General features: G+C 69.3%; 19 protein-coding genes. 11 read left to right on the forward strand and 8 right to left on the reverse strand.

What is annotated here, in order from left to right:
- The 6 genes from VGX25_RS16800 to add all read right to left on the reverse strand — a co-directional run.
- On the reverse strand, positions 1-1,459 hold a 1,459-nt coding region (locus VGX25_RS16800; protein WP_326918736.1), incomplete at its 3' end, for a glycoside hydrolase family 13 protein.
- Between the two features lie 2 nt (positions 1,460-1,461).
- Positions 1,462-2,334 (reverse strand): carbohydrate ABC transporter permease, encoded by an 873-nt coding sequence (locus tag VGX25_RS16805; protein WP_326918737.1) that lies wholly within the window; start codon positions 2,332-2,334, stop codon positions 1,462-1,464.
- Entirely contained in the window at positions 2,331-3,239 is a 909-nt protein-coding gene (locus tag VGX25_RS16810) for a sugar ABC transporter permease (protein WP_326918738.1), read from the reverse strand. Before VGX25_RS16810 ends, VGX25_RS16805 begins: the two co-directional genes overlap by 4 nt.
- A gap of 3 nt (positions 3,240-3,242) precedes the next feature.
- A complete protein-coding gene (locus tag VGX25_RS16815; RefSeq protein ID WP_326918739.1) occupies positions 3,243-4,595 on the reverse strand; it encodes an ABC transporter substrate-binding protein in 1,353 nt (450 codons plus the stop codon).
- Positions 4,596-4,669: 74 nt separating this feature from the next.
- A complete protein-coding gene (locus VGX25_RS16820) occupies positions 4,670-5,698 on the reverse strand; it encodes a LacI family DNA-binding transcriptional regulator (RefSeq protein WP_326918740.1) in 1,029 nt (342 codons plus the stop codon).
- Between the two features lie 36 nt (positions 5,699-5,734).
- Entirely contained in the window at positions 5,735-6,709 is a 975-nt protein-coding gene (add, locus tag VGX25_RS16825) for an adenosine deaminase (protein ID WP_326918741.1), read from the reverse strand.
- A gap of 257 nt (positions 6,710-6,966) precedes the next feature.
- Here add and VGX25_RS16830 point away from each other — a divergent pair, with 257 nt between their 5' ends.
- The 6 genes from VGX25_RS16830 to VGX25_RS16855 all read left to right on the forward strand — a co-directional run bounded on the left by VGX25_RS16830 (position 6,967) and on the right by VGX25_RS16855 (position 13,679).
- On the forward strand, positions 6,967-8,025 hold the full coding sequence (locus VGX25_RS16830) for a BMP family ABC transporter substrate-binding protein (RefSeq protein WP_326918773.1): 1,059 nt from the start codon (positions 6,967-6,969) through the stop codon (positions 8,023-8,025).
- Positions 8,026-8,112: 87 nt separating this feature from the next.
- The gene (locus tag VGX25_RS16835; RefSeq protein WP_326918742.1) at positions 8,113-9,633 is read left to right on the forward strand and encodes an ABC transporter ATP-binding protein; all 1,521 of its coding nucleotides are present in this window, start codon (positions 8,113-8,115) and stop codon (positions 9,631-9,633) included.
- On the forward strand, positions 9,633-10,745 hold the full coding sequence (locus tag VGX25_RS16840) for an ABC transporter permease (protein WP_326918743.1): 1,113 nt from the start codon (positions 9,633-9,635) through the stop codon (positions 10,743-10,745). The genes VGX25_RS16835 and VGX25_RS16840 overlap by 1 nt, the downstream gene beginning before the upstream one ends.
- The gene (locus tag VGX25_RS16845; RefSeq protein ID WP_326918744.1) at positions 10,742-11,998 is read left to right on the forward strand and encodes an ABC transporter permease; all 1,257 of its coding nucleotides are present in this window, start codon (positions 10,742-10,744) and stop codon (positions 11,996-11,998) included. The genes VGX25_RS16840 and VGX25_RS16845 overlap by 4 nt, the downstream gene beginning before the upstream one ends.
- Positions 11,995-12,390, forward strand: a complete 396-nt coding sequence (locus VGX25_RS16850; protein ID WP_326918745.1) for a cytidine deaminase — start codon at positions 11,995-11,997, stop codon at positions 12,388-12,390. Before VGX25_RS16845 ends, VGX25_RS16850 begins: the two co-directional genes overlap by 4 nt.
- An 11-nt stretch (positions 12,391-12,401) precedes the next feature.
- Positions 12,402-13,679, forward strand: a complete 1,278-nt coding sequence (locus tag VGX25_RS16855) for a thymidine phosphorylase (protein ID WP_326918774.1) — start codon at positions 12,402-12,404, stop codon at positions 13,677-13,679.
- Between the two features lie 67 nt (positions 13,680-13,746).
- Here VGX25_RS16855 and VGX25_RS16860 read toward each other — a convergent pair whose 3' ends face one another.
- Positions 13,747-14,817 (reverse strand): hypothetical protein, encoded by a 1,071-nt coding sequence (locus VGX25_RS16860; RefSeq protein WP_326918775.1) that lies wholly within the window; start codon positions 14,815-14,817, stop codon positions 13,747-13,749.
- A gap of 262 nt (positions 14,818-15,079) precedes the next feature.
- Here VGX25_RS16860 and VGX25_RS16865 point away from each other — a divergent pair, with 262 nt between their 5' ends.
- On the forward strand, positions 15,080-16,183 hold the full coding sequence (locus VGX25_RS16865) for an adenosine deaminase (RefSeq protein ID WP_414635841.1): 1,104 nt from the start codon (positions 15,080-15,082) through the stop codon (positions 16,181-16,183).
- A 294-nt stretch (positions 16,184-16,477) separates the two neighbouring features.
- Here VGX25_RS16865 and VGX25_RS16870 read toward each other — a convergent pair whose 3' ends face one another.
- A complete protein-coding gene (locus VGX25_RS16870) occupies positions 16,478-16,843 on the reverse strand; it encodes a DUF4267 domain-containing protein (RefSeq protein WP_326918746.1) in 366 nt (121 codons plus the stop codon).
- An 87-nt stretch (positions 16,844-16,930) separates the two neighbouring features.
- On the opposite strand from VGX25_RS16870, the gene VGX25_RS16875 reads away from it, so the two are divergent.
- The 4 genes from VGX25_RS16875 to VGX25_RS16890 all read left to right on the forward strand — a co-directional run bounded on the left by VGX25_RS16875 (position 16,931) and on the right by VGX25_RS16890 (position 23,364).
- The gene (locus VGX25_RS16875; protein ID WP_326918747.1) at positions 16,931-17,491 is read left to right on the forward strand and encodes a TetR/AcrR family transcriptional regulator; all 561 of its coding nucleotides are present in this window, start codon (positions 16,931-16,933) and stop codon (positions 17,489-17,491) included.
- Between the two features lie 759 nt (positions 17,492-18,250).
- Positions 18,251-19,990 (forward strand): thiamine pyrophosphate-binding protein, encoded by a 1,740-nt coding sequence (locus tag VGX25_RS16880; RefSeq protein WP_414635843.1) that lies wholly within the window; start codon positions 18,251-18,253, stop codon positions 19,988-19,990.
- A gap of 13 nt (positions 19,991-20,003) precedes the next feature.
- Positions 20,004-21,233: a formyl-CoA transferase gene (gene frc, locus VGX25_RS16885; RefSeq protein WP_326918748.1), complete on the forward strand. Its 1,230-nt coding sequence runs from the start codon at positions 20,004-20,006 to the stop codon at positions 21,231-21,233.
- Between the two features lie 4 nt (positions 21,234-21,237).
- Complete coding sequence (locus tag VGX25_RS16890; RefSeq protein WP_326918749.1) at positions 21,238-23,364, forward strand: acetate--CoA ligase family protein; 2,127 nt, start codon at positions 21,238-21,240, stop codon at positions 23,362-23,364.
- Positions 23,365-23,484: the final 120 nt, after the last annotated feature.

The following is a 23,484-nucleotide window of genomic DNA, read 5'->3' on the forward strand; positions in this document are numbered from 1 at the left end:
GGTTTACCACGCAGATGAAGTCGGGGTGGCGGGTGAAGGTGAGGGTGTCTTGGGGTGAGGGGAGCCAGTGAAGGGGGCCTTCGCCCAGTGCGGGGGTGGTGTGGCGGAGGTGGAGGGCGTGGCGGTAGAGCTCGAGGGTGGAGTGGGGGTCGTTGATTTGGGCTTCGACGGTGAGGTCTTTCCAGGCGGGGGGTTGGGGGAGCCAGGGGGTGGCGGTGGTGAAGCCGAACGGGGGGTCCACGCCGGACCAGGGGAGGGGGACGCGGCAGCCGTCCCGGCCGGGGTCGAGGCCGCCGGAGCGGTGGTACATGGGGTCTTGGAGGAGGTGGGGAGGGAGGTCCTCCACTTCCCAGAGGCCGAGTTCTTCGCCCTGGTAGAGATAGGCGGCGCCGGGGAGGGCGAGGCACAGGAGCGCGGCGGCGCGGGCGCGGCGGGCGCCGAGCTCGAGGTCCAAGGGGAGCGACCGGCGGCGCAGGCGGTCGGCGAAGCTGAAGGCGCTGTCGGCGCGGCCGAAGCGGGTGACCGGGCGGGTGACGTCGTGATTGGACAGTACCCAGGAGGCGGGCGCGCCGACCGGGGCATGGGCGCGCAGGGACTCGTCGATGGCCGAGCGCAGCGACGACGCATCCCATGGGCAGCACAGGAACTCGAAGTTGAACGCGGCGTGCAGCTCGTCCGGGCGGAGGTACGCGGCGAAGCGATGGTGGTCGGGGAGCCAGAGCTCGCCGATCAGGACCCGGTCGCCGGGATAGGTGTCGGTCAGCGCGCGCCATTCGCGGTAGATCTCGTGCACGCCGTCGCGGTCGGTGTAGGAATCGGCGTCGGCCAGCGAAGGGTTCTTGACCAGGACTGCGGCCGAGTCGATGCGGACGCCGTCGACGTCTCGGTCGAGCCAGAACCGGAGTATGTCGAGGAATTCGGCGCGGACGTCGGGGTTGTCCCAGTTGAGGTCGGGCTGCCGGGGGTCGAACAGGTGCAGGTACCACTCGCCGTCGTCGACGCGGGTCCACGCCGGACCGCCGAAGATCGACTGCAGGTCGGTGGGCGGCCGCGAGCCGTCCGGACCACGCCCGGCGCGGAACCAGAACCGTTGCCGCTCAACGGATCCCGGACCGGCGGAGACAGCGGCCGAGAACCACGGGTGCGCGGCCGAGCAGTGGTTGGGCACGAGGTCGATCACCACCCGCAGGCCCGCGGCGTGCGCGGCGCGGATCAGCTTCTCGGCCTCGGCGATGGTGCCGAAGACCGGATCGATGTCGCGGTAGTCGGCGACGTCGTAGCCGGCGTCGGCCATCGGTGATGGGTACCACGGGCTGAACCAGAGTGCGTCGACGCCGAGGTCACGCAGGTAGGACAGCCGGTCGGCGATGCCGGCGAGGTCGCCGACCCCGTCACCGTTGCCGTCGGCGAAACTGCGCGGGTACACCTGATAGATCACGGCGTTGCGCCACCACTTCATGTCTACCCCTTGAGTGCGCCGACGGACAGTCCACTGAGGATGCTGCGTTGGAAGATCAGGAACACCACGACCATGGGTAGGCTGGCGATCACCAGGCCGGCCATCAGCTCGTTGAGCGCGACCTGGCTGGTCAGCGACAGCCGGGACAGCGCGACGCTCAGCGTCTGCGCCTCCGGTTCCTGCAGGACCAGCAGCGGCCAGAGGAAGTCCTTCCAGATCGCGATGATCGCGAAGATCGAGACCACCGCGAGCACCGGCCGGGACAGCGGCAGCACGACGCTGCGCAGCGTTCGCAGCCGACCGGCGCCGTCGATGCTGGCCGCGTCGATCAGATCGCCCGGGATCTGGTCGAAGAACCGCTTGAGCACGTAGATGTTGAACGCGTTGGCCACGCCGGGCAGCCACAGCGCCCACGGTGTGTTCAGCAGGTTGACGTCGAAGATCGGCACGTCGGACACGGTCAGGTAGGCCGGCACCAGCAGCGCCGCGGTCGGCAGCATCAGGCTGGCCAGCATCAGGCCGAGCACCAGCCACCCGAGGACCGGGCGCAGCCGGGAAAGCGCGTAGGCCACCGCGACGTCGAGCACGATCTGCAGCAGCCAGCCGCCGGCCGCGTACAGCACGGTGTTGAGGAAGTACCGGGCCAGCCGCAGCTTGCTCCAAGCATCCACATAGGACTCCGGATGGAAGCTCTCCGGCACGAACGTCGGCGTCGGCCGGGCGAGCTCCGCGGGGTGCTTCACCGCGCCGGTGATCATCCAGTACAGCGGGAAGAAGAACACCAGCAGGAACACCACCGTGGTCAGCGCGAGCACGGTCACGTAGATCACCCGCCCGCGGCGGGTGCGCAGGGTGGCGGCGGAGATCAGGCTCATGCGCGCTCCCGGGTCAGCCACAGGTATGCGGCGGAGAACAGGCCGAGCACGGCGAACAGCAGCACGCTCATGGCGGCGGCCAGGCCGAAGTCGTGGTTGACGGTGAACGCGTACCGGTAGATCAGCACCATCACGGTGATCGTGTCCGGGTTGGTGGTGCCGGTGAGCTGGTATGGCTCGATGAACACCTGCATGGTCGCCACGATCTGCAGCAGCAGCAGGACGAGCATGACGAATCGCAGCTGCGGCAGCGTCACGTGCCGGATCCGCTGCCAGACGCTCGCCCCCTCAAGCTCGGCCGCCTCGTACAGATCGGCGGGGATTCCCTGCAGCGCCGCAAGGTAGATCAGCGTCGCGGCGCCCAGGTTGGACCAGGTCGAGACCAGGACCAGGGAGAGCATCGCGGTGCTCGACGACTGGGTCCACGCCGACTCCGGCAGGTGCAGCCCGCGCAGCACCGTGTTGAACAGGCCGTTGCCCGGATCGTAGAAGTACTGCCACAGCAGCACGGTCACGATCGGCGGCAGCATCACCGGCAGGTAGACCGCGATCCGGAAGAAGCCGCGGAAGTGCCGCAACTCGTTGAGCAGCACCGCGATCGCCAGGGGCAGCGCGTAGCCGAACACCAGGGCCAGCCCGGTGAACAGCAGCGTGTTGCGCCACGCGATCCAAAAGAGACGGTCGGCGAACAGCGCGGCGAAGTTGTCCAGCCCCACCCATTCCGGGTCGGTGACGAAGTTGACCTGCTGGAAGCTCAGCAGCACCCCGCGCACCAACGGGTACCAGGAGAACAGCGCGAAGCACGTGATCCCGCCGGCCATGAACCCGTACGCGACGAGGTTGTCGGCCACCGCGCGGCCGCGGCGGGTGCGCGCGGCCGAGCGGAGGGTCGAACGGACCAGCATCGGTCAGGTCGCCGCGGCGAGGATGGAGTTGACCTGGATCTCGGCGTCGGCGAGCAGCGCGTCGATGTCGGCCCCCTGGTCGGTCAGGACCTTCTGCATGGCCGTGTCCAGCACCGCGTAGATCTGCTGCGCGTTGGGTGGCTCGAGCTTGAGCGGGATCCCGGCGTTGCCCTCGGCGAACGGCTTGAAGTTCTCCACCGGCACGTTGGCGTGCTTGGCGCTGGCCTCCTCGCGGGCCTTCGCGGCGGCCCCGGTCCAGATGTTCGGCTCCGGCAGGCCGACCGGGTTGGAGTTGGCGGCGTCGTACTCGTAGTCGTGGGCGATCCGGTCCGGGTTGTTGAACTTGAACGCCAGCCACTTCAGGCCGGCGCGGATCTTCTCCGGCGGCGTGCCGGCCTTGAACATGAAGCCGTCGCCGCCGGCGAGCGTGCCCTGCCCGCCGGGCATCGGGCCGAGCCCGTAGGCGGTGTAGTTCCCCTTGTACTGGTTGACGATCGTCTTGAGGTTGTCGCCGGTCGCGATGTACATGCCGAGCTTGCCGGCGGCCATCATCTGGATCAGGTCGGCGTACTCGAGCAGCTGGCGCTCACCCATCGTCTTGTCGGTCCACCGCATGTCGTGCAGCTGGCGCAGCACCTGCCGGCCCTTGTCGTCGTTGAACGCGGCCTTCCAGGTCTCGCCGGCCCTGATCGCGACCTCGCCGCCGAGCGAGTACAGCTCCGCGGTGAAGTGCCAGCCGCCGGTGTTGCTCTTGCTGTAGTCGCCGTAGCCGACGATGCCGTCGCCGAGCGCGGTGATCTTCTGGGCCGCGGTGCGCACCTCGGCCCAGGTCCTCGGCGGGTTGTTCGGATCGAGGCCGGCCCTGACGAACAGGTTCCTGTTGAACAGCAGGCCCATCGAGTAGTTCCGCCACGGGATTCCGTAGACCTTGCCGTCCGCGCTGGAGAACACCTTCATCAGCTCGGGCCGGATCTGGCTCGCCGCCGGGATCTCGTTGAGATACGGGGTGATCTCGGCGACCTGGCGCTTGCCGATCAGCGTGCCCGGGTCGGTGAAGTAGACGTAGAACAGGTCCTCCAGCTGCCCGCCGGCCAGTTTAGTGGTGAAGGTCTTGGGGTCCATGTAGCCCTCGCGGGCGTCGACCTTGATGGTCGGGTTGGCCTTCTCGAACTCGGCGAGGTCGTCGAGGAACTTCTTGCGGTCGACCGCCTCCGTGCCCGGCGGCAACCCGTTGACGGTGATCGTGACGGGGCCGTCGGCCGCGGGCCGGGGGTCGTCGGAGCAGGCGGCGGTCGACAGCGCGAGTGCGGCGATGACCAGCAGCCGGACGGCGCTACCCAACGTGGATCGGTTCATGCCGGCACCTTCCTGGGGTCACAACTTTGTGAGCCAGACCATACAAACCAGGACTGGAAGGCGCAAGAAGCGGACTAATCAGAGAAAGAAGGCGATCGACCCTCCCGGGGCGCCGGCGCCGTCGAACCCCGCACCACCAGCTCGGGCTCGAACAGCAGCTCGTCGGTGAGCACCGCGCCGCCGGTCATCTGGTTGACCAGGAGGTCGACGGCGGCCTGGCCCATGGCCTCGATCGGCTGCCGGACCGTGGTCAGCGGCGGATCGGTGCAGGTCATGATCGCGGAGTCGTCGTAGCCGACCACCGACACGTCCTCAGGGACTCGCCGGCCGAGCCGGCGCACCGCCCGGATGGCGCCGAGCGCGAGGACGTCGCTGGCGCAGATGATCGCGGTCACCCCGGCGTCGACCAGCGTGGCCGCCGCGGCCCGCGCGCCCTCCATGGAGAAGCTCGACCGGACCACCAGGTGCTCGACGCCGCGGTACCCGGCGGCCGCGGCCTCGAGCGCGGCCAGCTTGCGCCGGGACGGCACGTGCCCCTCCGGCCCGAGCAGCGCGCCGACCCGCTTGTGGCCCAACGACACCAGATGGCCCAGCGCCTGCTCGGCGGCGACGGCGTCGTCGGCGGAGACGCTCGGGTGGCCGAGGCCGTCGACTCCGGCGTTGACCAGCACCACGGGCAGCTTCAGGTCGCGCAGGCGGTGGTAGTGGTCGTGACCGGCGTCGGCCATCGCGTAGTCGCCGCCGCCGAAGATCACCCCGGAGACCTGGTGCTCCAGCAGCATGTCGACGTACTCGACCTCGGACACGCCGCCGATCGTGCGCGCGCACAGCGCCGGTGTGAACCCGCGCTGCACCAGCGCCCCGGTGGCCACCTCGGCGAACGCCGGGAAGATCGGGTTCTGCAACTCGGGCAACACCAGCCCGACCAGCCGGGCCCGGTCGCCGCGCAGCTTCGTCGGGCGCTCGTATCCCAGCACGTCCAGCGCGGTGAGCACGGCGGTCCTGGTCGCGTCGGACACGCCGGCCTTGCCGTTGAGCACCCGGCTCACGGTCGCCTCGCTGACCCCCGCCTTGCGTGCAACTTCACTCAGTCGTCCCGCCACGGCTGAAATACTACGTCAAGAGTTTGCAAGAACACGTCACCGACCTTGCAGCCACGCGGAGATGCCGTCCTTCAGCCGCCGCTTGACCTCGGCCGGGGCCGCGGAGGCGGCCACCGAGTGCCGGGCGATCGCGGCCAGCTCGGCGTCGGACAGGCCAAGGCTCGCCCGCGCGATGCGGTACTGGTCGGTCACGTGCGCCCCGAACAGCAGCGGGTCGTCCGAGCCCAGCGTCACCGGAACGCCGGCGGCCAGCAGCGCCCGGACCGGTAGCGCGGCGAGATCGAACACCCCGAACGGCGGGTAGGAGGTCGGGCACACCTCAAGGGCCACCGCCCGCTCGGCAAGCAGCGCCACCGTCGACGGATCGGCCGCGGCGGTCAGACCGTGCCCGATCCGTCGCGCGCCAAGGGTTTCCACACACTCCCGGACGTGCCACGCGGCCTCGTAGAAGCCCGCGTGCGGCGCGGACAGCAGCCCGGCCTCCGCCGCGGCCCGGAAGGCCGGTGCGAACTCCGCCACCACACCGCGGCGCTCGTCATTGGACAGTCCGAACCCGACGACGCCCCGTCCGGCGAACCGCCCGGCCAGCGCGGCAAGCTCGGCCGCGTGCGCGCCCGACCGGGCCCAGCTCGACGACACGATCACCCCGGCCGGCACGCCGGACACCGCGTCGAGCACGGCCTCCAGCACCGGCTCGACCCCGCCGAGCCGCGGCGCGTAGGAGGTCGGGTCGACCTGGATCTCCACCCAGCCACACCCGTCGGCCAGGTTGTCCTCGACCGCCTCCAGCGCCACCCGGCGAATGTCCTGAGCGGACCGGATGGCGTCGCGCGCGGCGTCGTACCGCTGCTGGAACGCCGACCACGGGTGCACCCCGCCGGCCGGCAGCGGCGGCGGCACCGGGACGCGGTAGCGGGCGGCCAGCTCGGCGAGGGTGTCCGGGCGCATCGACCCGGTCAGGTGCAGGTGCAGGTTCGCCTTCGGCAGCGCTCGAAGATCCCGCTGTGTCATCTGGTCGCTCCCGCGAGGCCGTACCACCCGCCCACCTGGGCCTCGCGTCCGCTCCTCCGCGACCATGCGTCCAGGCTACGGTCCGTGGCGGGCCGGGTGCGGACGGCCGGTCGTCGGCCGAGGTGAACCAACGATTGGGTCACGCGCTCGTGGCCTCGGGTAGCACGCGTCGTCACGCGAGGTACGGTCTCGCGAATAAGTTGCGTCCGGCACAATCTCGGGCGCGGTAAACGCGGAAGGAGAACGCCTTGCGCCGATTGCGAGGAATCCAACTCGCCGCCGGGCTGGTTGCGCTGGGCCTGACCCTGGCCGCCTGCGGCGGGGACGACGCCCCTTCGACGGGTGGTGGCGGCGGGACCAGCGGCGCGCCGGCCGCCGCCCAGCTGAAGGTGGGTCTGGCCTACGACATCGGGGGTCGCGGGGACCAGTCGTTCAACGACTCGGCCGCACGCGGTCTGGACAAGGCGAAGGCCGAGGGCGGCATCGAGGTCAAGGAGCTCGAGGCGGCGGCGGGCGAGACCGACGCGCAGAAGGAGGACCGCCTGCGGCAGCTGGCCGAGGGCGGTTACAACCCGGTCATCGCGGTCGGGTTCGCGTACTGCACCTCGGTCACCAAGGTCGCCAAGGACACCCCGGACGTCAAGTTCGCCATCGTCGACGGCGCGGGTGACACCTGCCAGGCGAGCAACCTGGCCAACCTGCTGTTCGCCGAGGAGCAGGGCTCGTTCCTGGTCGGCGTGGCCGCGGCGCTGAAGAGCCAGTCGGGCAAGATCGGCTTCATCGGCGGCGTCAACGTGCCGCTGATCCAGAAGTTCGAGGCCGGCTTCACCGCCGGCGTGAAGGCCGCCAAGGCGAGCGCCACGGTGGAGGCCAAGTACCTGACCCAGCCGCCGGACTTCACCGGCTTCAACGACCCGGCCAAGGGCGAGACCGCGGCCAACGGCATGTTCGACGCGGGCGTTGACGTGATCTACGCCGCCGCCGGCGGCTCCGGCAACGGCGTGTTCAAGGCCGCCAAGGCCAAGGGCAAGCTGGGCATCGGTGTGGACTCCGACCAGTACAACCAGCCGGCGCTGGCCGACGTCAAGGACGTGATCATCACGTCCATGCTCAAGCAGGTCGACGTGGCCGTGTACGACTTCATCAAGTCGGTCAAGGAGAACAAGTTCGCCGCCGGCCCCAAGGTCCACGACCTCAAGCAGGGCGGCATCGACTACGCCACCAGCGGCGGGAAGGTCGACGACATCAAGTCCCAGCTGGACGACTACAAGCAGAAGATCATCTCCGGCTCGGTCACGGTGCCGGACAAGAAGTAACCGCGATCTCGTGTGACGGGCTCGGGGTACCGGATAGGGTGCCCCGAGCCCGTCACGGTTTCTTCTCACCGGACAAGGATGCGGCCCATGTCGTCAATTGCGGTCGAGCTGACCGGGATCACCAAGCGGTTTCCGGGTGTGGTCGCCAACGCCGACGTGAACATCGCGGTGCGGGCGGGCACCGTGCACGCGATCGTCGGGGAGAACGGGGCCGGCAAGTCGACCCTGATGAAGATCCTCTACGGGATGCAGCGGCCGGACGAGGGAACGATCAAGGTCGACGGCGCCGAGGTGGCGTTCCACTCCCCGGCGGACGCGATCAAAGCCGGCATCGGCATGGTGCACCAGCACTTCATGCTCGCCGACAACCTGACCGTGCTGGAGAACGTGGTGCTCGGCAACGAGCCGCGGGCCGGCGGGCGGCTGGACTTCCGGGCGGCCCGCGCCAGGATCAAGGAGATCTCGGACCGCTACGGCCTCGGCGTCGAGCCGAACCGGCTGGTCGACGATCTCGGCGTCGGCGAGCGCCAGCGGGTGGAGATCCTCAAGGTGCTCTACCGCGGGGCGCGCATCCTGATCCTGGACGAGCCCACCGCGGTGCTGGTGCCGCAGGAGGTCGACGAGCTGTTCGGCAACCTGCGTGAGCTCAAGGCCGAGGGACTGACGATCCTGTTCATCTCGCACAAGCTGGACGAGGTCCTCTCCGTCGCCGACGAGATCACCGTGATCCGGCGCGGCACCACGGTGGCCACCGTGTCGCCGGCGGAGGTGACCGCTCGCCGGCTCGCCGAGCTGATGGTGGGCAGCGCGCTGCCGGTTCCGGAGCTGCGCGAGTCCACCGTGACCGACACGACCGTGCTCGACGTGGCCGGGTTGACCGTCACCAGCGCGGACGGCCGCACCGTGCTGGACGACGTGTCGTTCACCATCAACGCCGGCGAGGTGCTCGGCATCGCCGGCGTGGAGGGCAACGGCCAGGCCGAGCTGGTCGAGGCGCTGATGGGCATCCGGCCGCTGTCCGCCGGCACGGTGAAGCTGCGGGGCAAGGACATCAACCGGATGTCCACACGGGATCGCCGGGACGCCGGGGTGGCCTACATACCCGAGGACCGGCACCGGCAGGGCGTGCTGCTCGAGGCGACGCTGTGGGAGAACCGCATCCTCGGCCACCAGACGAAGAAGCCGAACGTTCGTGGCCCGCTCATCGACCGCCGCGCGGCCAAGGCGGACACCCAGCGGATCGTCGACCAGTACGACGTGCGGACGCCGAGCATCGACGTGTTCGCCGCCGCGCTGTCCGGCGGCAACCAGCAGAAGCTGATCGTCGGGCGGGAGATGAGCGGGAACCCGGTGCTGCTGATCGCGTCGCACCCGACGAGGGGCGTCGACGTCGGCGCGCAGGCGGCGATCTGGGAGCACATCCGGCGCGCACGGGCCGAGCACCTCGCCGTGCTGCTGATCTCGGCCGACCTCGACGAGCTGATCGGGATGTCGGACCGGCTCGCGGTCATCCTGCGCGGGCGCCTTGTGTCCTATTGCGACCCGAAGACGGTCACCCCGGAGGATCTCGGCTCGGCGATGACCGGCGCCGGAGAGGAGGTGGCGTGATGCGACGGCTATCCCTCCGTGCAGTCCTGTTAGGACTCGCCGCGCCGGTCGGGGCGCTGGTGTTCGCCGCCGCGGTGTGCTCGGTGATCCTGGTGGTGACCGGGCACTCGCCCGCGGACGTGGTCGACTCGATGAGCGCGTCGCTCGACCGGCCCCGCACGACCGTCATCGCGGTGAACAACGCGACGAACTACTACCTCGCCGCCGTCGCGGTCGCCATCGGCTTCCGGATGAACCTGTTCAACATCGGCGTCGACGGGCAGTACCGGCTGGCCGCGATGCTGTCCGCCGCGCTCGCCGGCGCGTCCTTCATGGACGGTCTGCCGTCGGTCCTGCGCGTCGCGCTTACGATGATCGCGGCCGTGCTGGTTGGCGCGTTCTGGGCGGGCATCGCCGGGTTCCTCAAGGTGACCCGCGGGGTCAGCGAGGTGATCTCGACGATCATGCTCAACGCGATCGCCACCGCGCTGGTCGCGTTCCTGCTCAACCCGAACCGGTTGGCCGTGCTGGAGGGCAACGACATCCACACCCCGACGATCACCTCGGGCGGGCAGGTGCCCGGCATCCCGTACTCGGGCTCGTCGACCGAGGTGCACGGGCTGATCCTGGTGGCCGTCGCGATCGGCGTCCTGTACTGGTTCGTGCTGGCCCGCACCCGCTTCGGGTTCGACCTCAAGGCCACCGGGCTGTCCGAGTCGGCCGCGGTGGCCAGCGGGGTCAGCGTGAAGAAGATGGTGCTCGCCTCGATGCTGCTCTCCGGCGCGGTCGCCGGGCTGGTCGGCATGCCGGAGCTGCTCGGCGGGGCGCACTCGTACTCGCTGAACTTCCCGCCCGGCATCGGGTTCATCGGCATCGCGGTGGCGCTGCTCGGCCGCAACCATCCGATCGGCATGGCCTTCGCCGCGCTGCTGTGGGGATACCTGGACGCGAGCTCCAACGGCCTTGACGTCGCCGGGATACCGAAGGAGATCGTCGCGATCATGCAGGGCGTGATCGTGCTGTCCGTCGTGGTGGCCTACGAGCTGGTGCGGCGCTACCGGGTCCGGCTCGAGCAGCGTGAAGTCGGCAAGGCCCTCGGCACGATCAAGGTTCCCGAGGTGGTGGGATCATGAGCGGTGGAGGGCTGAGCGTCGGCGTCGAGACCGCCCCGACCCCGCGCAAGCGGCGGATCCGGCCCGGCGCCTACTGGTTGGCCGCACTGGGCGCCATCGCGGTGATCGCGCTGGTGCGCGTGCTCACCGGGGCGACCGACCTGACCTCGCGCGGCACGGTCCAGGCGGCGCTGACCGCGGCCGTGCCGATCGCCCTTGCCGCGCTCGGTGGGCTGTGGTCCGAGCGCGCCGGCGTGGTCAACATCGGCCTCGAGGGCATGATGGTGCTCGGCACCTGGGGCGCCGGGTTCGCCGCGTACCAGTGGGGTCCGTGGGCCGGCGTGTTCTTCGGCCTGGTGCTTGGCACGCTGGCCGGCCTGCTGCACGCGTTGGCGACCGTGACGTTCGGGGTCGACCACATCATCTCCGGTGTGGCGATCAACCTGCTCGCGCCGGGCCTGGCGCTGTTTCTGTCCAAGCTGTACTTCACCAACGCGCCCGGTGGCGGGCAGAAGCAGTCGCCGCCGCTGACCGACGCGCCGCACGTCACCATTCCGCTGCTGTCGCCGGGGTTGCGGTCCGTCGAGGACCGGCACTGGTGGCTGGTGTCCGATGTGGCCGGTCTGCTCGGCGGCCTGGTCACCAGCGTGTCCCTGCTGACGATCATCGCGGCGCTGCTGGTGATCGGGTCGGTGTTCGTGCTGTGGCGAACGCCGTTCGGGCTGCGGCTGCGTTCCTGCGGCGAGGCGCCGGTCGCCGCCGAGTCGCTCGGCGTGAACGTGTACCTGTACAAGTACGCGGCCGTCATCGCGTCCGGCGCGTTCGCCGGGCTTGGCGGGGCGTTCCTGGCGATCAGCTCCAGCCAGTTCCGCGACGGGCAGACCGGTGGCCGCGGCTTCATCGGCCTGGCCGCCATGATCTTCGGCAACTGGCGGCCAGGCGGGCTCGCCGCCGGCGCCGGCTTGTTCGGCTACACCGACGCGATGCAGCTGCGCGGCTCGGACGCCGTGCACGCGCTGCTCCTGTTGCTGGGCATCGCGCTGCTGGTGCTCGCCGTGGTGCAGTTCCTGTCCGGGCACCGGGTGATCGCCGCCGTGGCCGCCGTGCTGGGCATCGGCTTCGCCTGGTGGTTCTTCGCCACCGATGCCCTGCCGCCGGAGCTCGTCGGCGCCGCGCCGTACGTGGTGACCCTGCTGGTGCTCGCCCTTGCGGCGCAGCGCCTGCGCATGCCCAAGGCCGACGGACAGATCTACCGCAGAGGGGAAGGCGGATGACTCAGTCCACTGTGGACTGGAGTGCGTTGCGAACCAAGGCCGTCGAGGCCGCCTGGCAGGCGTACTGCCCGTATTCCGGGCTGCAGGTGGGCGCCGCGGCCCTGGTCGACGACGGCCGGGTCATCGTCGGCTGCAACGTGGAGAACGCTTCCTACGGCCTTGGCCTGTGCGCCGAATGCGTGCTGGCCGGCCAGCTCCGGTTGTCCGGCGGCGGCCGGCTCGTCGCGGTGGCGTGTCGCAGCGGCTCGGCCGAGCTGCTAATGCCGTGCGGGCGGTGCCGGCAGATCATCTACGAGCACGGCGGCCCGGAATGCCTTGTGGACAGTCCACGTGGGCCACTGCCGATGAGCGAGGTGCTCGTGCACGCCTTCGGACCGGCGGATCTGCCGTGACCAGGGAACCTATGTCCGCCGTGGACGTCATCCGGACCAAGCGGGACGGCGGTCGCCTGTCCGACGAGCAGATCGACTGGGTGATCTCCGCGTACACCCGTGGCGTTGTCGCCGACGAGCAGATGTCCGCGCTCGCCATGGCGATCTTCTTCAACGGCATGGACGCCACCGAGACCGCCCGCTGGACCGCCGCCATGGTCGACTCCGGCGAAACCCTGTCGCTGTCGGTGAATCGGCCGACCGTCGACAAGCACTCCACCGGCGGAGTCGGCGACAAGATCACCCTGCCGCTGGCGCCGCTGGTCGCCGCGTGCGGCGCCGCCGTGCCGCAACTGTCCGGCCGCGGGCTCGGCCACACCGGCGGCACCCTGGACAAGCTGGAGTCGATCCCCGGCTGGCGCGCCCAACTGTCCACATCGGAGATCGCCGCCCAGCTCGACACGGTCGGCGCCGTCGTCTGCGCCCCCACCGAGGGCCTCGCCCCCGCCGACCGCAAGCTCTACGCGCTGCGCGACGTCACCGCCACCGTCGACTGCATCCCGCTGATCGCCAGCTCCATCATGAGCAAGAAGATCGCCGAGGGCGCCGACGCCCTGGTCCTCGACGTCAAGACCGGCTCCGGCGCCTTCATGCGCCGCCTCGACGACGCCCGCGGCCTTGCCCGCGCCCTCGTCGACATCGGTGCCGACCGTGGCCTGCGCATCTCCGCCCTGATCACCGACATGTCGGTGCCGCTGGGCCGGGCCGTCGGCAACGCCGTCGAGGTCGCCGAGTCCGTCGATGTCCTCCGCGGCGGCGGCCCACCCGACGTCGTCGAGCTCACCCTCGCCCTCGCCCGCGAGATGCTCGCCCTTGCCGGCCTGTCCGTCGACCCCGCCCCCGTCCTCGCCTCCGGCGCGGCCTACGAGACGTGGTGTGCCATGATCGCCGCCCAGGGCGGCGACCCGCACGCTCCCCTTCCCCGCCCGACCCACACCCACATGGTGTCGGCCCCGACCTCCGGCATCCTCAGCACCCTCGACGCCTTCGCCGTCGGCGTCGCCGCCTGGCGCCTCGGCGCCGGCCGCGCCCGCAAGGAGGATCCCGTTCAACCCGCCGCAGGCATCCTCTGCCACGCCAAACCCGGCGACCGGGTCGACGCCGGCGACCCCCTCCTCGAGCTCCACACGAACACCCCCGACGCCATCCCCGCCGCCCTGGCCGCGCTCGAGGGCGCCTTCACCCTCACCGACACCACCCCGGAGCCGCGCCGCCCGCTCATTATCGAGACGCTTCGTCCCCAACCATGAGCGCGATGAAGGGGGCCTTCCACACGCCCGGTGTGAGGAAGGCCCCCTTCATCGCATTCGCGGGGGACTACGAGTCGGTGTTCAGGTCGGTGTCGTCGCCGTTGTCGTCGGTGCGGGGGGTTTTGGTCTTGGTGGTGCGGCGGCGGGCGCTCTGGCGGGGGAGGGTGGCCGGCGGGCGGGGTGCGGGTGGGGCGCCGCCCATCATGAGCTCGGCGAAGGTGGCCATCGCCTCGTCGAGGTGGCCGCCGATGCGCCGGACGGACTCCTCGTTGGATTTCTGGACCAGGGTGGCGACGGAGTCGGAGTCGGGCTGCTTCGACAGCGTGCCCTCCACTTTGGACAGGCTCTGGTCGATGTGGCCGCCGAGCTCGCTGATCTTGGCGGCGAAGCCGTCCTCGACGACGTCGAGCCGCGTGGTGAGCTCGTCGAGGCGGCCGGTCACCTGCTCCAGCCGCTTCGCAAGGGCTTCGAGGCGCTCGGTGCCGTCGACGGTGTTCTTGGTGTCGTCGAGCGAGTCGGCCAGGCTGCGCCGGGCCTCGTCGATCTTGCCCGTGACCGAGTTCGCGGCCTCGGTCACCGATCGCGCCAGCGCGTCCCTCGCCCCGTCCACCTGGCCGCGCACACCCTCGTTGACCTCGTCGAGCCGGCCGCGCAGGGTGGTCTCGGCCTGCTCGATCCGCTCGCGCACCGGACCGTGCACGGAGCTGGGGAGCATGTCGAGCTTGCCGTCCTGCTTGTCAAGATGGCCGTCCAGCTCGTCGAGCCGGCGGTGGATGTTGGCCAGCTTGTCCTCCAGCCCGTCCATCCGCCCGGCGACGCCCTCGAACCGGCCGGCTACCCCGTCCAGCCGGCCGTCGAGCTGTGCGAACGGTGTCGCCAGCCGGTCCACAATGGACTCGATGGCCCGGCCGATGGCGGCGATCGCCCCGTCCTGCGCGTCGAGCTTGGCCATGGCGTCGTCCAGACGCGCGGCCAGTGCGGTGATCTCGGTCCGATCGGGCATCTCGGAGAGTCGTTTGCGCACCGACCCGATCGACTCCAGCGGCGACAGCCGGGCATGGATCTCGTCGAGCGCGTCGAATATCTGCTGCTGTTCGCTCTCACGTATCTCGGCCGCGCGCACGAGCATGTTGCGCATCCGGTCGAACGACACCGTGGAGTTGTTGTTCTCGTTCACGGAGCTGGCCTTCGTCCTGGGGAGGGGGAGAGTCAACGCAGGGGAGCCTAGCCACTCCCAGAATGCGTCCATACACCACCCGTTAGTTCGTTGCTGGTCCGCACGGAGCCGATTGGGCCGTTTGGAGGATGACCTTCGGGCAAATGCCTTGGCCGTGGGACACCTTACGTGCTCGGTTGGTTACTCGATCGGGTGATCGGTATGTGCCGAGTACCGTTGCTCCATGGTGACCACGCCCCCCGCTCCGGTGACCCCGGAAGCCGTTCGAACCGCTCCCAAGGTGTTACTGCACGATCACCTGGATGGTGGGCTACGTCCACGCACCGTGGTCGAGCTTGCCGAGGCGAGCGGGTATCGCGGGTTGCCGACCACCGACGTCGACGAGCTGGGCGCGTGGTTCCGTGAGTCGGCGGACTCCGGCTCGCTGGTCCGGTACCTGGAGACGTTCGCGCACACCGTCGGCGTCATGCAGGACGCGGATGCGCTCGTTCGAGTGGCCGCCGAGTGCGCCGAGGACCTGGCCGCCGACGGGGTGGTTTACGCGGAGGTGCGGTACGCGCCCGAGCAGCACGGCGAGCGGGGTCTACGGCTCGACGCGGCGGTGGAGGCCGTGCAGGAGGGTTTCCGGATCGGCATGCGACGCGCCGCCGGGGCCGGCCGGCCGATCCGGATCGGCACGCTGCTGTGCGCGATGCGGCAGAACGCCCGGTCCCTGGAGATCGCCGAGCTGGCGGTGCGGTGGCGGGACTCCGGGGTGGTCGGCTTCGACATCGCCGGGCCCGAGGCCGGCTACCCGCCGACCAGGAACCTGGACGCGTTCGAGTACCTGCACCAGCAGAATGCGCACTTCACGATCCACGCCGGCGAGGCGTTCGGCCTGCCGTCCATTTGGGAGGCCATCCAGCACTGCGGCGCCGAGCGGCTCGGCCACGGCGTGCGGATCGTCGACGACATCAAGGTGGCCGAGGACGGCACCATCCACCTGGGACGGTTGGCGGCCTTCGTCCGAGACCGGCGCATCCCGCTTGAGATGTGCCCGTCGTCCAATGTGCAGACCGGCGCTGCCGACTCGATCGCGGATCACCCGATCGGCTTGCTGACGAAGCTCCGCTTCCGGGTGACAGTCAATACTGACAACCGGCTGATGAGCGGATGTACCCAATCCAGTGAGATGTCCGCCCTGGTCGACGCGTTCGGCTACGACTGGACCGACCTGCGATGGTTCACCATCAATGCGATGAAGTCCGCCTTCATCGGCTTCGACGAGCGCCTCGACCTCATCAACAACGTGATCAAGCCCGGCTACGCGGCCCTCCTAGGCGGGTGAAGGTGGCCTCCGCCGAGGAGGCGGGGTAGGAGGGTGGCCTTCAGGTGGCGGGGGTGGGATGAAGGTGGCCTTCGCCTGACGAGTCGGGCGAGGGTGGCCTTCGTTTAGCGGCCTCGAGCTGACGGTGGCCTTCGCATGGCGGGTGGGATGAAGGTGGCTTTCGTGTGGGTGGTTCTGTCCGCGCGAAGTGACCGCGTTTGTCGGTCGGTCGTGACCGCACCGTGTGTGGTGACGAGGTTTGTGTTCGCGGGATGACTGTGGAGGGTTGCGTCTGGATGTGGCGATACCCCGGGCTTACAGCGCGAAGAGCAGAGCGGCGCTGACGAGGTAGACCATCGCGGTGGCGAAGTGGACGCCGAACGCCATGGTTTTTGTGCCGCCGTTGTGCAGGACGACGAACGTGTCGCCGAACGGCGCCACGGCGACGACCAGCATGTACCACGCCGCTGCCGGTGCGCCGGCGAAGGCCAGTAAGGCCAGGCCGACAAGGCCGTAGGTGCTGTCGCGAATGCCCTTGATGGTGAGGTAGGCCCGGTCCTGCTTGGCCGGCACGCCGTATCCGGCCGCCGCCGCCCATGGGACGAACAGAAAGCGGAGCCCGACATAGAGGATCAGCAGGTTGAGGACGATGGCCAGCCCGTAGGCGATGGTGGTTAGCATGACGACTCCTGATGCTAGCAGTGCTAGGAACAGGATCGACGCTAACAGAAGCGTTGGCAGATTGTCTAGCACTGCTAGAATCGCCACATGTCGATTCAATCGCGCCGGGAACGCGAACGCGCCGAGCGGGAGAAACTGATCATCACGGCGGCCCGCGAGCTGGCCGAGGCCGAGGGCTGGGAGGCGGTGACGACCAGGCGACTGGCCGAGCAGGTGGAATACAGCCAACCGGTGCTCTACAGCCACTTCACCGGCAAGGACGCGATCATGACCGCAGTGGCCGTGGAGGGCTTCGCCGACCTGGCCGCCGACCTGGCCGCGGCGCGACGAGACACCGACGACGCGCTGGCGGCCGTCAGCGCCGCCTACCTGTCCTTCGCCGACCGGCGCCCGGCCATCTACGACGCGATGTTCAGCCAGTCTGTCAACCTGCCCTTCGCCACCCCACAGGCTCCGGCCGCCCTGCACGCGGGCTTCAACGAACTGGCCGAGGCGATCCGCCCCCACGCCGGTGATGATGACCTGGGATTGCTGACCGAGCTGTTCTGGGCAGCCCTACACGGCCTGGCCACGCTCACCCGTGGCGGCCGGCTGCCGCACGAGCAGCACGACCGCAGGCTGGGCCTGCTGCTGGCCCGATTCCGGTGAACAACGACCCCGCAACCCTGCCTTCGAGCCGCCTTCCGCCCCGCCACACAAGGAGACTGCCGCGAACACCGACCACCCCGCAGACCCGGTCACACGCGGTCACTCCTCACCAACATTGATCATCCAAATGATCGGCAAGCGCGGTCAAACTCATGAACATCTGCAGTCAGTTCTCGCAGACGAAGCCATGTGGGAGTGGGGGTGAAGGTGGCCTTCGCATAGCGAGGTGGGGCGAGGGTGGCCTTTGTGTTGGCGGTGAGGCGAAGGTGGCCTTTGTGTGGCGGAGTGGGGTGAAGGTGGCCTTCGCGGCGGGCGGGATGAGGGTGCATTCGTGTGGGGGTGGGTGAAGGTGGCCTTCGCGTGGTGAGGAGCTGCCGTTCGGGATAGCGCTTGATGGTGAGTTCGGGGGCCCTGGGGTAGGGCGTGGGAGCCGTCGAGCGGGTCGGCGTAGCGGACTCGGTCAGCATTTGCCGTGGTGGGGTCGCGATTATTGTGCGCGAGGGGTATGCAGTATACAGTATGGCCACGGTGGGTCAACTGTGGCGAGGGTGGGCCGCGTTATGGCTCTGGGGCTGATCAGGAGAGTGGTGCGTTCGGTCGCCCGGGTGTGCGCGGCGGTACGGCGCTACCTGGTCGAACGGCCGCGGGCGGACAGCCTCGATTGGCGGGATTGAGGGGCTGGACATCGGCCACAAGTGGCACCAAGATGGCCATACGGTATGCAGTATGCCGGCTTCCACTGAGGAGTTGAGGACACCGATGGCTCACACGGCCAGGACGATGCCCGAGGGTGGCACTCCCGCCGACGCAGCGGTACCGGCCGACACCCAGCCCGAGTTGATCTCCGGTGGCCACCTGGTGGCCAAGGCGCTCAAGGCAGAGGGCGTCGATGTGATCTTCACCTTGTGCGGCGGGCACATCATCGACATCTACGACGGCTGTGTCGACGAGGGCATCGCGGTGGTCGACGTGCGGCACGAGCAGGTGGCCGCGCATGCGGCGGACGGCTACGCGCGCATCACCGGGCGGCCGGGGGTGGCGGTGGTGACCGCCGGTCCCGGCACCACCGACGCGGTGACCGGGGTGGCCAACGCCCTGCGCGCGGAGAGCCCGATGCTGCTGATCGGTGGCCAGGGAGCGTTGAGCCAGCACAAGATGGGCTCACTGCAGGATCTGCCGCACGTCGACATGATGAGCCCGATCACCAAGTTCGCGGCCTCGGTGCCGGCCACCGAGCGGGTCGCCGACATGGTGTCGATGGCGTTCCGCGAGTGCTACCACGGCGCGCCCGGCCCGTCGTTCCTGGAGATCCCGCGGGACGTGCTGGACGCCAGGGTTCCGGTCGACAAGGCCCGCATACCGCAGGCCGGGCACTACCGCGCGTCCACCCGATCGGCCGGCGACCCGGATGCCGTCGAGCGGTTGGCCGATCTCGTTGCGCACGCGGAGAAACCGTGCGTCCTGCTGGGCAGCCAGGTGTGGAGCTGCCGCGGCACGGACGCGGCCGCCGAGTTCGTCCGGGCGCTCAACGTGCCCGCGTTCATGAACGGGGCCGGGCGCGGCACGCTGCCCCCCGGCGACCCGCACCACCTGCAACTGGCCCGCCGGTACGCGTTCCAGAACGCCGATCTGATCATCATCGTGGGCACGCCGTTCGACTTCCGGATGGGCTACGGGCGCCGGCTGTCGACGAAGGCCACCGTGGTGCAGGTCGATCTCGACTACCGCACGGTCGGCAAGAACCGGGACGTCGACCTCGGCATCGTCGGCGACGCCGGGCTGGTGCTCGCCGCGGTGACCCAGGCGGCGTCGGGCCGGGTGGACAACGGATCGGTGGCGCGCAAGGCGTGGCTGGAGGAGCTGCGCGCGGTCGAGACCCAGGCCTACGACAAGCGCCTGCCCCGGCAGCATTCCGACGCCGTACCGATTGATCCGTACCGGCTGGTGCACGAGATCAACGAGTTTCTCACCCCGGACTCGATCTACATCGGAGACGGCGGGGACATCGTGACGTTCTCCGGTCAGGTGATCCAGCCGAAGTCACCGGGTCACTGGATGGATCCCGGTCCACTAGGGACACTCGGAGTCGGTGTCCCGTTCGCGATGGCGGCCAAGTACGCCCGACCGGACAAGGAGGTCGTCTGCCTGTTCGGCGACGGCGCGTTCAGCCTCACCGGCTGGGACTTCGAGACGCTGGTGCGGTTCGACCTGCCGTTCGTCGGGATCGTCGGCAACAACTCGTCGATGAACCAGATCCGCTACGGGCAGATCCAGAAGTACGGCGAGGCGCGCGGCCGGGTCGGGAACACGCTCGGCGACGTGCGCTTCGACGAGTTCGCGCGGATGCTCGGCGGCTACGGCGAGGAGGTGCGCGACCCGGCCGGCATCCGCCCTGCGCTCGAGCGCGCCCGCGAGTCCGGCAAGCCGTCGCTGATCAACGTGTGGGTGGATCCCGAGGTCTACGCGCCGGGAACCATGAACCAGACCATGTACAAGTGAGGGGAGGCGCGCTATGGGCAAAGCACTCGACGGCGTTCGCGTTCTCGACATGACCCACGTGCAGTCCGGGCCCTCGTGTACGCAGATTCTGGCGTGGCTCGGGGCGGACGTGGTCAAGCTGGAGGCGCCGACCGGTGACATCACCCGCAGGCAGCTCCGCGATCTGCCCGATGTGGACAGCCTGTACTTCACGATGCTGAACTGCAACAAGCGCAGTATCACGCTGAACATGAAGAGCGACAGGGGAAAGCAGCTGTTCACCGACCTGCTGCCGCGATTCGACATCCTGGTTGAGAACTTCGGGCCGGGCGCGGTCGATCGGATGGGTTTCAGCTGGGAGCGGCTACAGGAGATCAACCCGAGGCTGATCTACGCCTCCATCAAGGGGTTCGGCGAGGGCCCGTACAAGTACTTCAAGGCCTACGAGGTGGTCGCGCAGGCGATGGGCGGCTCGATGAGCACCACCGGGTTCGAGGACGGACCACCGCTGGCGACCGGGGCGCAGATCGGCGACTCCGGAACCGGCATCCATGTCGTGGCCGGCATCCTCGCCGCCCTGTACCAGCGCGAGCACACCGGCAGGGGCCAGCGGGTCACGGTCGCGATGCAGCACGCGGTGCTCAACCTGTGCCGGGTCAAGCTGCGCGACCAGCAACGGCTGGCGCACGGCCCGCTGTCCGAGTACCCGAACAAGGAGTTCGGCGACGAGGTTCCGCGGTCGGCCAATGCGTCGGGCGGCGGACAGCCGGGCTGGGCGATCAAATGCGCGCCCGGCGGTCCCAACGACTACGTCTACATCATCGTGCAGCCGGTCGGCTGGGAGCCGATCGCCAAGCTGATCGGCAAGCCGGAGCTCGTCGACGATCCGGAGTGGAGCACGCCGGAGGCCCGGCTGTCCAAGTTGGACAAGATGTTCCAGATGATCGAGGAGTGGTCGATCGGGCACGGCAAGTGGGACGTGCTGGCACAGCTCACCGAGCACAACATCCCGTGCGGTCCCATCCTGTCCACCAAGGAGATCATCGAGGACGCCTCGCTGGCGGACAACGAGATGGTGGTCCGGGTCGACCATCCGGAGCGGGGTGAGTTCATCACGGTCGGCTGCCCGATCAAGCTCTCCGACTCACCGGTCGACGTCGAGCGCTCGCCGCTGCTCGGCGAGCACAACGACGACATCTACGTCCGCGAGTTGGGCCTGGCCAGCCCCGAACTCGCCGAGCTCAAGGTGAATGGAGTGATCTGAGACGATGGTCGCGTCCGTCAGGGAGATCCTGGACAAGGTCCGGGCGGAGGGCCGCACCGCGCTGACCGCACCCGAGGGCAAGCAGATCTGTGACGCCTACGGGATTCCCACGCCGCGCGAGGGCCTGGCGACCACGGCGGCCGAGGCCGTCGCGCTGGCAAAAGAGATCGGCTTCCCGGTCGCGCTGAAGATCGTGTCACCGCACATCTTGCACAAGACCGAGGCGGGCGGCGTGCTGGTCGGGGTGGCCGACGAGGACGCCGTCGCCAGGGGGTTCGACACGATCGTCGCCGACGCCACGGCCTACGACCCGTCGGCGGAGATCACCGGCGTGCAGGTCCAGCAGATGCTCACCGGCGGCCAGGAGGTGATCATCGGCGCCACCACCGATCCCACGTTCGGCAAGGTCGTCGCGTTCGGGCTCGGCGGAATCCTGGTCGAGGTGCTCAAGGACGTGACGTTCCGGCTGGCGCCGGTGACCGCAGACGAGGCACGGTCCATGTTGGACGGCATCGGCGCGGCCGAGGTGCTGCGCGGAGCCCGTGGGGCCGAGCCGGTCGACGCCGGCGCGCTGGCGAACGTGATCGAGCGGGTTGCCGCTCTGGTCACGGACTTCCCTGAGATCACCGAGTTCGACCTGAACCCGGTGTTCGCCACGGCCGGCGGCGCCACCGCGGCGGACGTCCGGATCCTGGTCGATCCCGGCAAGGTCACCGACCCGGTCCGGCCGTCCCGGGAGGAGATCCTGCGGGTGATGGACCGCATGATGAACCCGAGGGCCGTGGCGGTGATCGGAGCGTCCGCGGAGCCGGGCAAGATCGGCAACTCGGTGATGAAGAACCTCATCAACGGCGGCTACAAGGGGGAGATCTACCCGATCAACCCGAAGGCGGACGAGATTCTCGGCCGGGCGGCCTACCCGTCGATCGGCGAGGTGCCGGGCGAGGTGGACGTCGCGGTGTTCGCCATCCCGGCCAAGTTCGTGGCCGGGGCGCTCGAGGAGTGCGGTGCCAAGGGCGTGCCGCTGGCGGTGCTGATCCCGTCCGGGTTCGCCGAGACCGGCAACGTGGAGCTGCAGCGCGAGGTCGTCGCCGTGGCTCGCAAGCACGGGATCCGCTTGGTGGGTCCGAACATCTACGGCTACTACTACACGCCGAGCAACCTGTGCGCCACGTTCTGCACCCCGTACGACGTCCGCGGCGGCGTGGCGCTGACCTCGCAGAGCGGCGGCATCGGCATGGCCATCCTGGGCTTCAGCCGGACCACGAAGATGGGCGTGTCGGCGATCGTCGGGCTGGGCAACAAGTCCGATGTGGACGAAGACGATCTGCTGACGTTCTTCGAGCAGGACGACAACACGCAGTGCGTCGCGATGCACCTGGAGGATCTCAAGGACGGCAGGGCCTTCGTGGACGCGGCCCGGCGGATCACGAAGAAGAAGCCGGTGGTCGTGCTGAAGGCCGGCCGCACCGCGATGGGTGCGCGAGCGGCCAGCTCGCACACCGGCGCGCTGGCCGGTGACGACAAGGTCTACGACGACGTGCTGCGCCAGGCGGGCGTGATCCGCGCGCCCGGCCTGCACGACATGCTGGAGTACGCGCGTGGGCTCCCGCTGTTGCCGACGCCGCGGGGGGAGAACGTCGTGATCATCACCGGCGCCGGCGGGTCGGGCGTGCTGCTGTCGGACGCCTGCGTCGAGTCCGAGCTGTCCTTGATGGACATTCCGCCGGACCTGGATGAGGCGTTCCGCCGGTTCATCCCGCCGTTCGGCGCCGCCGGCAACCCGATCGACATCACCGGGGGCGAGCCGCCGGCCACGTACGAGGCGACCATCCGGCTGGGCCTTGAGGATCCGCGCATCCACGCGCTGATCCTCGGCTACTGGCACACCATCGTCACGCCCCCGATGGTATTCGCGGAGCTGACCGCGCGGGTCGTCGAGGAGGCAAGGGCCAACGGCATCGACAAGCCGGTGGTCGCGTCGCTGGCCGGGGACACGGAGGTGGAGCGGGCCAGCGAGTACCTGTTCGACCACCGGATCGTGGCCTATCCGTACACCACCGAGCGTCCGGTCGCGGTGCTCGGCGCCAAGTACCGGTGGGCACGGGCCGCCGGTCTGATCGGGGGTTGAGTGTAAGCAGGCGGGGGATATTCCTCAGGGAGGTCCAATGGTGGATTCTCATCACGTCCCTACCGCAGACGCACGCTCCGGTGTGGACGAAACCGAACGGGTATGGCGGGCCGGCGGGCT

This window comes from Actinophytocola sp., assembly GCF_035942955.1.
In the GTDB taxonomy this organism is placed as follows: domain Bacteria; phylum Actinomycetota; class Actinomycetes; order Mycobacteriales; family Pseudonocardiaceae; genus DASYTH01.